The organism is Arenimonas sp. (assembly GCF_035312645.1).
Classification (GTDB): domain Bacteria; phylum Pseudomonadota; class Gammaproteobacteria; order Xanthomonadales; family Xanthomonadaceae; genus Arenimonas.
Map to the genome: position 1 here is coordinate 18,568 of NZ_DATGBO010000085.1, position 11,597 is coordinate 30,164.

11 protein-coding genes are annotated in these 11,597 nt (G+C 64.2%); 5 read left to right on the forward strand and 6 right to left on the reverse strand.

The genetic code is table 11. The annotated features are described in order from the left end of the window. Positions 1 to 16: 16 nt before the first annotated feature. Positions 17 to 862 carry a 23S rRNA (adenine(2030)-N(6))-methyltransferase RlmJ gene (locus tag VKM35_RS07820; protein WP_324320100.1) on the reverse strand — a complete coding sequence of 282 codons (846 nt, stop codon included), beginning with the start codon at positions 860 to 862 and terminating at the stop codon, positions 17 to 19. 119 nt (positions 863 to 981) lie between these two features. On the opposite strand from VKM35_RS07820, the gene creB reads away from it, so the two are divergent. From creB to VKM35_RS07845, 5 genes are all read left to right on the forward strand, one after another. Continuing rightward, positions 982 to 1,662 carry a two-component system response regulator CreB gene (creB, locus tag VKM35_RS07825; protein ID WP_324320102.1) on the forward strand — a complete coding sequence of 227 codons (681 nt, stop codon included), beginning with the start codon at positions 982 to 984 and terminating at the stop codon, positions 1,660 to 1,662. 58 nt (positions 1,663 to 1,720) lie between these two features. Further along, on the forward strand, positions 1,721 to 3,151 hold the full coding sequence (gene creC, locus VKM35_RS07830; protein WP_324320105.1) for a two-component system sensor histidine kinase CreC: 1,431 nt from the start codon (positions 1,721 to 1,723) through the stop codon (positions 3,149 to 3,151). 117 nt (positions 3,152 to 3,268) lie between these two features. Next, positions 3,269 to 3,505 (forward strand): hypothetical protein, encoded by a 237-nt coding sequence (locus VKM35_RS07835; protein WP_324320107.1) that lies wholly within the window; start codon positions 3,269 to 3,271, stop codon positions 3,503 to 3,505. Further along, positions 3,502 to 4,863 carry a cell envelope integrity protein CreD gene (gene creD, locus VKM35_RS07840; RefSeq protein ID WP_324320109.1) on the forward strand — a complete coding sequence of 454 codons (1,362 nt, stop codon included), beginning with the start codon at positions 3,502 to 3,504 and terminating at the stop codon, positions 4,861 to 4,863. Before VKM35_RS07835 ends, creD begins: the two co-directional genes overlap by 4 nt. Before the next feature lie 5 nt (positions 4,864 to 4,868). Further along, positions 4,869 to 5,267 (forward strand): hypothetical protein, encoded by a 399-nt coding sequence (locus VKM35_RS07845; RefSeq protein WP_324320110.1) that lies wholly within the window; start codon positions 4,869 to 4,871, stop codon positions 5,265 to 5,267. A 37-nt stretch (positions 5,268 to 5,304) separates the two neighbouring features. Here VKM35_RS07845 and VKM35_RS07850 read toward each other — a convergent pair whose 3' ends face one another. The 5 genes from VKM35_RS07850 to phoR all read right to left on the reverse strand — a co-directional run. Continuing rightward, positions 5,305 to 5,850 carry a phosphatase PAP2 family protein gene (locus VKM35_RS07850; protein ID WP_324320112.1) on the reverse strand — a complete coding sequence of 182 codons (546 nt, stop codon included), beginning with the start codon at positions 5,848 to 5,850 and terminating at the stop codon, positions 5,305 to 5,307. Further along, a complete protein-coding gene (locus VKM35_RS07855; protein ID WP_324320127.1) occupies positions 5,847 to 6,977 on the reverse strand; it encodes a glycosyltransferase family 1 protein in 1,131 nt (376 codons plus the stop codon). Before VKM35_RS07855 ends, VKM35_RS07850 begins: the two co-directional genes overlap by 4 nt. A gap of 105 nt (positions 6,978 to 7,082) precedes the next feature. Then, positions 7,083 to 8,600 (reverse strand): exopolyphosphatase, encoded by a 1,518-nt coding sequence (ppx, locus tag VKM35_RS07860; protein ID WP_324320114.1) that lies wholly within the window; start codon positions 8,598 to 8,600, stop codon positions 7,083 to 7,085. Between the two features lie 3 nt (positions 8,601 to 8,603). After that, complete coding sequence (gene ppk1, locus VKM35_RS07865; protein WP_324320129.1) at positions 8,604 to 10,694, reverse strand: polyphosphate kinase 1; 2,091 nt, start codon at positions 10,692 to 10,694, stop codon at positions 8,604 to 8,606. Between the two features lie 39 nt (positions 10,695 to 10,733). Beyond that, positions 10,734 to 11,597: phosphate regulon sensor histidine kinase PhoR (phoR, locus tag VKM35_RS07870; protein WP_324320116.1), on the reverse strand; the 864-nt coding region annotated here is incomplete at its 5' end.

Here is an 11,597-nt window from a genome sequence, read left to right on the forward strand (position 1 = left end):
AACGTGACTCTGCGGATCAGTCGCTCTCGCGCTTCAACCATTCCAGCCGCGAGCTCGCGCCCTGTTCGCCCAGCAATCGCGCCAGCACCGGCAGCACCGGCGCGAGCTCGCTGTCGAGCTGGAAAGGCGGGTTGATCACCAGCATGCCGCTGCCGTTGAGACGGAGCGGTGAATCGTCGGGGCGCACCAGCAACTCGGCGAAGAACGCCGATTTGCAGGGCAGGTTGCCGGCCTTGCGGAAAAACTGGTTGAGCGTGCGGCGCTGCTTGATCGGATACCAGAGCGCGTAGATGCCGGTCGGCCAGCGCACCAGCGCATCCTTGAGGGCGGCAAGGACCTGTTCGAACTCGGCCTCCTGCGCTTCGTAGGGCGGGTCGATGATCACGAAGCCGCGTTTTTCCTTGGGTGGGACCATCGCCTTGATCGCCGCGTAACCGTCGCGGGCGTGCACACCGACACGCGTGTCGTTCTTGAACAGCGTGGTCAGCGCCCGCGCTTCTTCCGGCTGCAGTTCGCAGGCAACGAGGCGGTCGTGTTCGCGCATCGCCTGGGCGATGAACATCGGCGAGCCCGGATAGTTGATCAGTGCGCCGACCGGATTGTCGGCCTGGACGCGCTTGAGATATCGCTGCGCCAGCGCCGGCAAACCATGCAGCACCATCAGCCGGAAGATGCCGCCGCGCGCTTCGCCGGTCTTGTCGGCATGCTCGCCCTGCAGCAGGTACTGGCCGCGGCCGGCGTGGGTGTCGAGCGCGAAGAACGACGCGTCCTTGCGCTTCATCGCCTCCAGCAGGCCCAGCAGCACGATGTGCTTGAGGACATCGGCGTGGTTGCCGGCGTGGAAGGCGTGGCGATAATTCATGGGCCGAGGATATAGACTTTACCCGGCCACTCACAGCCTCACGGAGCCCCGATGCCCGTCGCCTTCGTCCCGATCGGATCTTCCCGTCATCACCCCTGCGACAGACCGGGCTGAGCCGCATGTCGCGCATTCTCGTGATCGAAGATGAAATCGCCATCGCCGATGCGGTGCTGTATGCGTTGCGCGCGGAGGCGTTCATCGCCGATCACAGCCTGCTCGGCCGCGAGGGGTTGCTGCGATTGCGCGAAGGCGGTTACGACCTGGCGATCCTCGATGTCGGTCTGCCCGACATGACCGGCTTCGATGTCTGCCGTGAACTGCGCACGGTTTCGAACCTGCCGGTGATCTTCCTGACCGCGCGCAGTGGCGAGATCGATAAGGTCCTCGGCCTCGAACTGGGCGCCGACGATTACATGGTGAAGCCGTTTTCGCCGCGTGAGCTGGTGGCGCGCGTGCGCGCGCGGCTGCGGCGGGTCGAGACTCTGGCCGCGGAGAATACGAGCTGGCGCGAGACTGGAGCGTTTGCCCATGACATCGCTGGTCAGCGCATCCGGTTTACCGGCACGGAACTGTCGCTGACGCGCTACGAATACCTGTTACTGGCGGCGTTGCTGGCACGTCCGGGCGCGATCCTCAATCGCGAACGCCTGATGGCCGATGTCTGGCAGGACGCGCCGGAAACCGTCGATCGCACTGTCGACACGCACATAAAAACGCTGCGGGCGAAACTGCGCGCGGTGGATGCGTCGCGCGATCCGATCCAGACGCATCGCGGGCTTGGTTATGGGTTGAAGGTTTGATGATGACTGGCCTTCGCGACAGTGGTCGCGGTCATGCCCGCTTCTGCGAGGGCAGGCGATGAGGATCGGGCTGCGGATTTTTCTTGGATATTTTCTGATCGTCGGGCTCGCCGGATTCTTCGTGATGCGGGTGTTCGTCAATGAAGTCAAGCCGGGCGTGCGCCAGGCGATGGAGGCGACGCTGGTCGACACCTCCAGCGCGTTGGCGGCATTGGCGGCGCCGGAACTGAGTGACGGGACGATCGCCGACGGACGCTTCTCGCGCGCGGTCGATGCGCTGGAATACCGCACGCTGACCGCGAACATCGCCGGTGTGCGCAAAAGCCGCTTCGACTACCGCATCTATGTCACCGATGCGCACGGCATCGTCGTCTACGATTCCGATCATCACGATGTCGGCAAGGACTATTCGCGCTGGAACGACGTTTACCTGACCTTGCGCGGGAAATACGGCGCGCGCTCGACGCGCGGCGATCCCGACGACGAAGGCAGCAGCGTGATGCATGTCGCCGCGCCGGTGCTGGGCAGCGACGGCAGCATCATCGGCGTGTTGACGGTGGCGAAAGCAAACCGGCGCACCGAGCCGTTCATCGCCAACAGCCAATGGGCGATCCTCAAGCAGGGCTGGGTGCTGCTCGGCCTGTCCTTCCTGATCGGACTCGCGGTGACCTGGTGGCTGTCGCGCAGCGTCGACCGTCTGAATCGTTATGCGACCGCCGTGGCTGCGGGTGAGCGCGCGGCGTTGCCGGCGGTGGGCGGTGGCGAGCTCGGCGAACTTGGCCGTTCGCTGGAAACCATGCGCGAGAAACTCGACGGCAAACAATATGTCGAGGGTTACGTGCAGACGCTGGCGCACGAGATGAAAAGCCCGCTCGCGGCGATCCGCGGCGCCGCCGAAATACTGGAAAGCGATCCGCCCGAAGCCGACCGCCGGCGTTTCGTGCGCAATATCGACAGCCAATCGGCGCGGCTCGCGCAGATGATCGACAAGATGCTCGCGCTCGCGGCCGTCGAATATCGGCAGGCGTTGGAGAACACCGAGCCGCTGCCATTGCGTGAACTGCTCGACGATGCCGTGGAATCGGTCACGCCGCGCATGCTGAAAAAGCACGTCGAGATCGCGATCGAGGCGATATCGACACCGCTGACGGTGCAGGGCGATCGTTTCCTGCTGCGTCAGGCGATCGCCAACCTGCTCGACAACGCCGTGGATTTTTCGCCGCCGGGATCGACGGTGCGGGTCAAGATCATGCAGGAAGGCAACGAGGCCGGCATCGTGATCGCCGACAACGGGCCGGGTATCCCTGACTACGCCGGCGAGCGGATCTTCGAACGCTTCTATTCCCTGCCGCGTCCCGACGGCGCGCGCAGCAGTGGACTTGGCCTGAGCTTCGTACGCGAGGTCGCGGCCTTGCATGGTGGCAGCGTCGCGCTGGCGAATCGCGATGAAGACGGCGCCGAGGCACGGTTTTTCCTGCCGGCAATCTGATTGTGAGCGCGGGCTCGCGACTTCACCTTCACCACACAATCGCCACCTCGCCGATTCACCCGACGCGCCTAGTCTGATCCTGCAAGCCGGGCCGTCGCCCGGTGGGGAGACAGGCGAATGGATTTGCATTGGTTCAAACCACTGGGATGGTTTCATCTTCCCGTATCGCCGATGGGTGTGCTTGCGTACATCGCGGTGCTGGCGTTCTGCGTCAACGTGTTCATCGCCATCGATCGCCACAGCCATTCCAATACCGACACGCTCTACGGCGTATTTCCGTTTTTCGCCTGCACCTTTCTGTTGCTCGACTGGCTGGCACGCAACACCAGCGCGATGCGGGGGGAGACGCGATGAGCCGCATGCATTTCGTCTTCAAGGGCGCGCTTGTCGCCTTTCTCAGCCTGCTGCTGCTGGTGCCGCTGATGGTCATCAACGGCACCATCGGTGAGCGCCAGGCGTATCGCAGCGAGGCCGTCGAGACAGTGACGCAGAGTTTTGCCGGGCCGCAGACGCTGGTCGGGCCGGTGCTGGTCGTACCGTATGCCGAACAGGTGCAGGTTGTCAGCAAGGACAAGAACGACAACGATGTCACCCGCACCGAAACCCAGCAGAAGCAGTGGTTCTTCTTTCCGAAGGCGATGACCCTCGACGGTGGCATCCGGCCCTCGGAGCGCAAGCTCGGTCTGTACAACGTGCGCATCTACGAGTTGCAGACGCGGATCGCGGCGAATTTCGACGCCGTCGTGCCCAATGACGCTGGCGTCGTGCGCACGATCGGACAGCCCTACCTGAGCCTGTCGATCAGCGATGTCCGTGGCTTGGCCGGCACGCCGGTGCTCAAGGTCGATCATGTGCCGGTGGCGTTGATGCAGAACGTCGGCGGTCATCGCAAGGACAACGGCTTGCATGCACCGCTGCCGGCGGTCGCGTTTGGCCAGCATGTCGCGATGACGGTGGATCTGCAGTTGGCTCTGGGCGGCACCGAGACCCTGGCGGTCGCACCGATTGCCGACAGCAACCACATCACGCTGAAGTCAGCCTGGCCGCATCCGCATTTCGCCGGCAGCTTCCTGCCGCACGACCATACGATCGGCGACCAGGGTTTCAACGCGAACTGGGACATCTCCTCGCTCGCCGCCGGCACGCAAGGCCAGTACCTGGAGGGCGACGACAAGCAGATGGATGTGCTGAGCATCGGGCTGGTCGAACCGGTGAATGTCTACACGCAGGTCGATCGCGCCAGCAAATACGGATTCCTGTTCGTGATGCTGACCTTCGTCGGCTTCTTCATGTTCGAACTGATCAAGCGCCTGGCGATCCACCCCATCCAATACGGCCTGGTCGGGCTGGCGTTGGCGATCTTCTTCCTGCTGCTGCTCAGCCTGTCGGAGCGCATCGAGTTCTGGATCGCGTATCTGATCGCCAGCGTCGCCTGCATCGGATTGCTTGGCGTGTATCTGTCCGCGGTACTCAAGAGTCGCGGTCGCGGCCTCGCATTCGCGGCGATGCTGACCCTGTTGTACGCGGCACTGTACGGGCTGCTGGTTTCCGAGGACAACGCGATGGTGCTGGGCTCGCTGATGCTGTTCGCCATTCTCGCCGCGATCATGCTGGTGACGCGCAAGATCGACTGGTACGCATTGAGCGCAGGCAACGCACCGCCGCCGATTCCTGCACCAGCCTTCTCCGAATCGACTGCTGCTTCGGCGTAATAGTGATGCATACGCGCCTTTGTCTGCTGTCCCAACGCCAGGCCTGGCCCTGGCGTTGGGAAATGGCTTTGCTGGAAGTCGGTTGCCAGCAGGGCTGGCGTCTGCCGGGCGCGGACGTGTTGGCGCAACGTGCGCGGCAACTCGGCCGGCAGTTGCAGGAAAGCGACGCGACGATTGCGTTGGCGTTCGAAGGCTACAGCGTGGTGGGTGCCTGCTGGATGTTTATCGCCTCGACAGCCGCCGATGCCGGACAACTTTCAACCCGGATCGGACCGTATGTGCTACCCAACCAGCTGGGTCGCGGCCTCGCCGATCAACTGCAGAAAAGGATCGCTGAAGCCGGCGCTTCGCTCTCATCAAATCCAACGTTGGTGCCTGCGCTGTCGATGGCGGCGAATGGTTGAAAGCTTTTATGCGTTGGATCGTCCGCGCCTGTCGGGCTCAGAAAAACAGACTGACCCCAGGCACCAGCCAGAGCGACAGCGACGCCAGCGCACCACCGATCGCGGTCGCGGCGAGAACATCACTGGGATAGTGCATGCCCAGCACCACGCGCGAAATCGCCACGCTCAGCGTGAAGGGCAGCAGCAGCCAGGCCAGCGCAGGATAGTAGGCGAGCGCGACCAGGGTGAACGAGACCGCGTGCAAGGTGTGGCCCGAGGGGAAACTGAATTCGTCGAGTGGTGCGATCCACGCTTGGATGCGCGCATCGGTGGCGAATGGACGCGGCCGCTTCGTCCAGCGCTTGAGCTTGCGATACAGCACCGCCGCGACGGCACCGGTGGCGAGCATGTGGCCGGCGGCGGAAAGACCGCGCCAACCCTCGAACAACGCGAACATCGCCATCAGCGCATACCAGAACGCGCCGTCGCCGAGCCGGCTGACCATGCGGAAATACGCGCGCACCACCTGCCGCGTGCCCCAGCGGTTGGCGACCAGGCACCAGGCCTGTTCGCGATCACGCAACTGGCTGGCGACGGGTTTCATGCGGCCTGCTTGATCTCGGCCAGTGCATGCAGCAGGCGCGCGAATGCACGGGCGACTTCATCGGGATGCAGATGTTGGACTGCGCCGCGCGCGGCTTCGCCCATGCGAAACAGCGAAGCCTGAGTACCGATCCGCAGCGTCGCATCGATGAAGGCCTGTTCATCGCCGAACGGCACGGCTGCGCCGTGTTCGCCATCGCGCAGGTGCTCGCGGGTCGCGCCGTAATCGAAAGCAACGGTGGCCAGACCGCTGGACATGGCTTCGAGGGTGACGTTGCCGAAGGTTTCCGAAAGACTGGGGAAGACGAACAGGTCGGCGCTGGCGAAGTGGCGGGCGAGTTCGTCGCCACGCTGGATGCCGCAGAAAATCGCATCGGGATTCGCCGCCTGCAATTCCGCACGGGCCGGGCCATCGCCTACGAACACCAGGCGTGCGCGCGGCCGTTGTGCCTGCAGCGCGCGGAAGGCGCGCAGCAGCAGGCCGAGATTTTTTTCCGGGGCGAGGCGGCCGACGCAGAGAATGGCGAGGTCATCGTCAGCCAGGTTCCAGCTCGCGCGCAGCGCGGCATCGCGCCAACCCGGATGGAATTGGCGGGTATCGACCGCGCGGCCGAGGCGCTGCACGTGTTTGAAACCCTGGTCGTGCAATTGCTGCTGCAATTCCAGCGTAGGTACCAGCGTTGCCTGGCCGCGATTGTGGAAACGGCGCAGCCACGCGAACACCCAGGGAGCGAGAAAGCCGGCGCCGTAGCGGCCGACATAGTCGTCGAAGCGCGTGTGAAAACCGGTTGCGACCGGAATGCCAAGCTGTCGCGCGGCGCGCAGCGCGGACCAGCCGAGCGGGCCCTCGGTGGCGACGTAGATCGCATCGGGCCGCTGCTCGCGCCAGCGTGCGAGCAATCGCCGACCCGCCGGCAGGCCGAAGCGCAGACCCGGATAGCGCGGGATCGGCGCACCGTCGACCAGCATCAGGTCGGCGCGCGCCTGCAGGCTTTCCTCGGCCTGCTCGGTACGGATCAACGCGACGCGATGGCCGAGTCCGCGCAGGCCTTGTTCCAGCGCCTGCACGGTCAGGGCAACGCCGTTGACATCGGGCGGATAGGTTTCGGTAACCAGTTCGATGTGCAGGTTCGTGTTCATGCCCGCGAGCTTGGCGCGCCGGTATGCCGGCACGATGACCACGGGATGACGCCGACATGACGGCACCGGCGTCTGCGCCGATGCGGAAACGATTCAGCCCGAGGCGACCTCGAGACTCAGGCCGACGTCCTTGAGATGCTCGCGTTCGCTGTCGAGATCGGCCTGAGTGAGTGGATGCGCCTCGAGCCAGTGCTGCGACAACGTGAGCTCCATGCCGGTGGATCGCCCCTTCAGCGCGACCCGCGGGATGTCGTCGCGGTCGTGGCTGCGATGCAGCAGCACCGACAGGCGCAGCAACAGCGCACAATTGAGCGCCGAGCGGCCGAGACGGTCGGGCAGCGAGTCGACGCTGGGCCGATGCACGCCGCGGCGCTGGTTGCGCACCAACGCGGCGATGAACTGTTGTTCGGTTTTCGAGAAGCCGGCGATGTCGGAATGTTCGATCAGATAGGCACCGTGCTGGTGATACTGGCTGTGCGCGATCACCAGGCCGATCTCATGGATGCGCGCGGCCCAGGCCAGCATCTGGCGGTCGTCGGCATCGAGTTGCCAGGACTCGGCGACCTGGTCGAACAAGGCCAGCGCGGTCGTCTCGACATGCTGCGCCTGATCCTTGTCGACGCCGTAACGCGCGCACAGCGCGAGGATCGAGGCATCGCGCGGATCGCGTTCGCCGCCGCGGCCGACGATGTCGTAAAGCACGCCTTCGCGCAGGGCGTCGTCGCTGACCTGCATGCGCTTGAGATCGAGTTCGGCGAAAGCGGCGTCGAGGATCAACAAACCGCCGGCGATCACCGGCCGGCGATCCGCCGACAGACCGGGCAGGCGGATGTCCTCGATGCGATCGAACTCGAGCAACTTGTCGCGGATCGTGGCCAGCGCGGCTTCGGTGATTGCGCCGCGCGTGAGCTTCATGCTGGTGGCGATTTCGCCGATCGCCTTGATCGTGCCCGAGGATCCGAAAATTTCCTGCCAGCCGACGCTGCGATAGGTCGAGACGAATTGCTGGAATTCGGCGGTGATCTCGGTCTGCGCTTCCTTCCAGCGCTTCTTCGACAACTTTCCGTCGGCGAAAAAACGCCGCGTGGTCGCGATGCAACCCATCTGCAGGCTCTCGCGCTCCAGTGCTTCGAAGCCGGCGCCGATGATGAATTCGGTCGAGCCGCCGCCGATGTCGATCACCAGCCGGCGCTTGTTGCGCGGTGGATTGCCGTGGGCGACGCCGAGATAGATCAGGCGCGCTTCCTCGCGGCCGGCGACGACTTCGATGTCGTGGCCCAGCGAGGCTTCGGCGGGCATCAGGAAATTGTGCGGATGACTGAGCTGGCGCACGGTGTTGGTGGCGATCGCACGCACGCGTTGCGGCGGGATCGTTGCCAGGCGCTGGCCGAAGCGCGAAAGGCAGTCGAGCGCGCGCATCAGCGCGTCGTCGCTGAGGCCGCCCTTGCCGTCGAGGCCTTCGGCCAGGCGTACGTGTTCCTTGATGCGGTCGACGATGCGCAACTGCCCGAGCACGTAACGCGCCACCACCATGTGGAAACTGTTCGAGCCGATATCGACGGCGGCGAGCAGGTCACCATCTTGCAGCGGCGGATTGGCGGCAACGGGCATCGGTCATCCACACATTTTTGCGAGCAGCGCGCCCTGCGCCGAATACGGCGCCGCGTCGCCCAAGGGCAGGACGCGAGTGTAATTGCCCTTGGCGTTGAGTTGCCAGGCTTGCATGTTGTCGGCGAGATAGTTGGCGAGTTCCTCGTCGAACACGCGCTTGGCGAGTATCGGGTCGAGGATGGGGAAGCAGGTCTCGACCCGGCGCAGCAGGTTGCGCTCCATCCAGTCGGCGCTGGAACAGAAAATCTCCGGCTCGCCGTCGTTGCCGAACCAGTAAACGCGGCTGTGTTCGAGGAAACGCCCAACCACCGAGCGCACGGTGATGTTGTCGGAAATGCCCGGCACGCCCGGGCGCAGGCAGCAGGCGCCGCGCACGATCAGCTCGATCTGCACGCCGGCCTGCGAGGCTTCGTAAAGCGCGCGGATGATCGTGTCTTCGTTGATCGCATTCATCTTGGCGATGATGCGGCCGGGCTTGCCGGCGCGGGCATGTTTGATCTCGCGTTCGATTTTCTTGAGCAGGCCCTTGTGCAGGGTGAATGGCGAGGCCATGAGGCGCTTGAGCTTGAACGCCGGCGCCAGACCGGAAAGTTGCTGGAACATGCCGTGCACGTCGGCGGTGATTTCCGGGTCGCAGGTCATCAGGCCGATATCGGTGTAAGTGCGCGCGGTGCCGGAATGATAATTGCCGGTGCCCAGGTGCACGTAACGCCGCAGCGTTTTTCCTTCACGGCGCACGATCAGCATCATCTTGGCGTGCGTCTTGTAGCCGACCACGCCGTACATCACCTGCACGCCGGCTTCCTGCAGGCGGTCGGCGAGCTTGAGGTTGGCTTCCTCGTCGAAACGCGCGCGCAGTTCGACGACGACAGTGACATCCTTGCCGGCATGTGCGGCGGCGATCAGGTGCTCGATGATCTTCGAGTCCTTGCCGGTGCGGTACACGGTTTGCTTGATCGCGAGCACATTCGGGTCCTGCGCGGCGGCGGCAAGCAGGTCGAGTACGCTGGAAAAACTCTGGTAGGGATGATGCAGCAAGACATCGCCGGCACGAATGCTGTCGAATGGCGCGTCTTCGTCGAGCGCCGCCTTGCGCGATTTGAATGGCGGAAATTTCAGTTCGGGGCGATTGGCGAGGTCGTAGACCTGCAGCACGCGACTGAGATTGACCGGGCCGTTGATGCGGTAGACAGCGTTCTCGCTGAGGTCGAAATTTTCCAGCAGCGTGTTGAGGATGTTCTTCGGGCAATCCTCGGCGATTTCCAGGCGCACGGCCGGGCGGAAACCGCGACTGAGCAATTCGTCCTTGAGCGCGCTGGCGAGGTTTTCGACTTCTTCCTCGTCGACGAACAATTCCGAATTGCGGGTGACGCGGAACTGGTACGCACCCTTGACCGACATGCCCGGGAACAGGTCGTCGACGAAGGCGGTGAGCACGGCGGAGAGGAAAACGTAGTCGTGCTTGCCGCCGGAAATTTCCTCCGGGATCTGGATGATGCGCGGCAGCGAGCGTGGGGCGCGCACGATCGCCATGCCGCCGCGGCGGCCGAATGCGTCCTTGCCCTCGAGCACGACGACGACATTGAGGCTCTTGTTGAGGATGCGCGGGAACGGATGCGCCGGATCCAGGCCCAGCGGCGATAGCACCGGCAGGATGTCGTTCTCGAAATAATCATGCAGCCACTGCGTCTGCTCCTTGTTCCAGCTTTCGCGGGTGAGTACGCGGATGCCGGATTCGGCCAGGGCCGGGCGCAGGATTTTGCTCCAGCAATGGTATTGCGCCTCGACCAGCTTGCCGGCCTTGGTGTGGATCAATTCCAGTGCGCGTGCAGGCGCCATGCCGTCGGGGATCAGCGGGCCGCCGAATTGCAGCGCGGTGCGCACGGTCGCGGCGCGGATCTCGAAGAACTCGTCGAGATTGGTGCAGGAAATGCACAGATAGCGCAGGCGTTCGAGCAGGGGCAGGCTGATGTCCTCGGCCTGCGCCATCACGCGGAAGTTGAATTCGAGCTGGGACAGTTCGCGATTGAGAAACAGCTCGCCATCGGTCGGCGCGATCGGAACGTTCGCTGCGGTCGGAATCGTGGTCGGCATCTTGGTCAGGGGCATGGTCGTTGGATTCGACAAAGGCGGCTAATAGCCGCGGGGGCGGGTGCGTTCCGGACCGAAAACGCAGGCGAAGGTGCTGCCGCGGCCGACTTCGCTTTCGATCTCGAGCCGGCCCTGGTGCAGGCTCAGCACATGCTTGACGATCGACAGGCCGAGGCCGGTGCCGCCCGATTCACGCGAACGGCTGGTGGAGACGCGGTAAAAACGTTCGGTGATGCGCGGCAGATGCTGGGCGGGAATGCCGTAGCCGCTATCTTGCACTGCGAGGCGTGCGCCACCATCGCTGGTGCGCTCGAAGCGGATGCTGACGCGACCGTCGGTGGGCGTGTAGCGCACGGCATTGCTGACAAGATTGGAAAACGCGCTGTGCAATTCCTTGGCCGAGCCGAGCAGGTCGCATTGCGCAGTGTCTTCGACGCTGATCTGGTGCCGGCCCTGGCTGATCGCTTCGGCTTCGCGGCGCAGCGTCACCAGCAACGAGGCCATGCCGATGATTTCCTCGGGCAGGTGATCCTGCGCTTCCAGTCGCGACAGCGTCAGCAGATCCTCGACCAGTTGCGTCATACGCTGCGATTGCCGGCGCATTTCGCCGATCATCGGATGCCATTCGGAATGTTCGTCGGGCTCCATCATGTCGAGGTAGCCGTGCACGACCGTCAGCGGCGTGCGCAGTTCGTGCGAGACGTTGGCGACAAAATCGCGGCGGACTTGCTCGAGGCGCAACAGTTGCGTGACATCACGCACGACCAGCAGCCATTGCTCGGGCGAATAGGCGATCAGGCGCAGGCTCAGGCGCTGGTGCTGGTCGACCGGGCTGGCGATGTCCATCAGGGTTTCGTCGGTCTGCCCGGAGCGCAGCCAGTCGCGCACGTTGGCGCCGGCGACGAC

What these genes read in the sequence shown, in the direction of transcription:
- VKM35_RS07820 (WP_324320100.1), bottom strand. Translation starts at nt 862, where the DNA reads ATGAATTATCGCCACGCCTTCCACGCCGGCAACCACGCCGATGTCCTC.
- VKM35_RS07845 (WP_324320110.1), top strand. Translation starts at nt 4,869, where the DNA reads ATGCATACGCGCCTTTGTCTGCTGTCCCAACGCCAGGCCTGGCCCTGG.
- ppx (WP_324320114.1), bottom strand. Translation starts at nt 8,600, where the DNA reads ATGCCCGTTGCCGCCAATCCGCCGCTGCAAGATGGTGACCTGCTCGCC.
- creB (WP_324320102.1), top strand. Translation starts at nt 982, where the DNA reads ATGTCGCGCATTCTCGTGATCGAAGATGAAATCGCCATCGCCGATGCG.
- ppk1 (WP_324320129.1), bottom strand. Translation starts at nt 10,694, where the DNA reads ATGCCGACCACGATTCCGACCGCAGCGAACGTTCCGATCGCGCCGACC.
- creD (WP_324320109.1), top strand. Translation starts at nt 3,502, where the DNA reads ATGAGCCGCATGCATTTCGTCTTCAAGGGCGCGCTTGTCGCCTTTCTC.
- VKM35_RS07835 (WP_324320107.1), top strand. Translation starts at nt 3,269, where the DNA reads ATGGATTTGCATTGGTTCAAACCACTGGGATGGTTTCATCTTCCCGTA.
- VKM35_RS07850 (WP_324320112.1), bottom strand. Translation starts at nt 5,850, where the DNA reads ATGAAACCCGTCGCCAGCCAGTTGCGTGATCGCGAACAGGCCTGGTGC.
- creC (WP_324320105.1), top strand. Translation starts at nt 1,721, where the DNA reads ATGAGGATCGGGCTGCGGATTTTTCTTGGATATTTTCTGATCGTCGGG.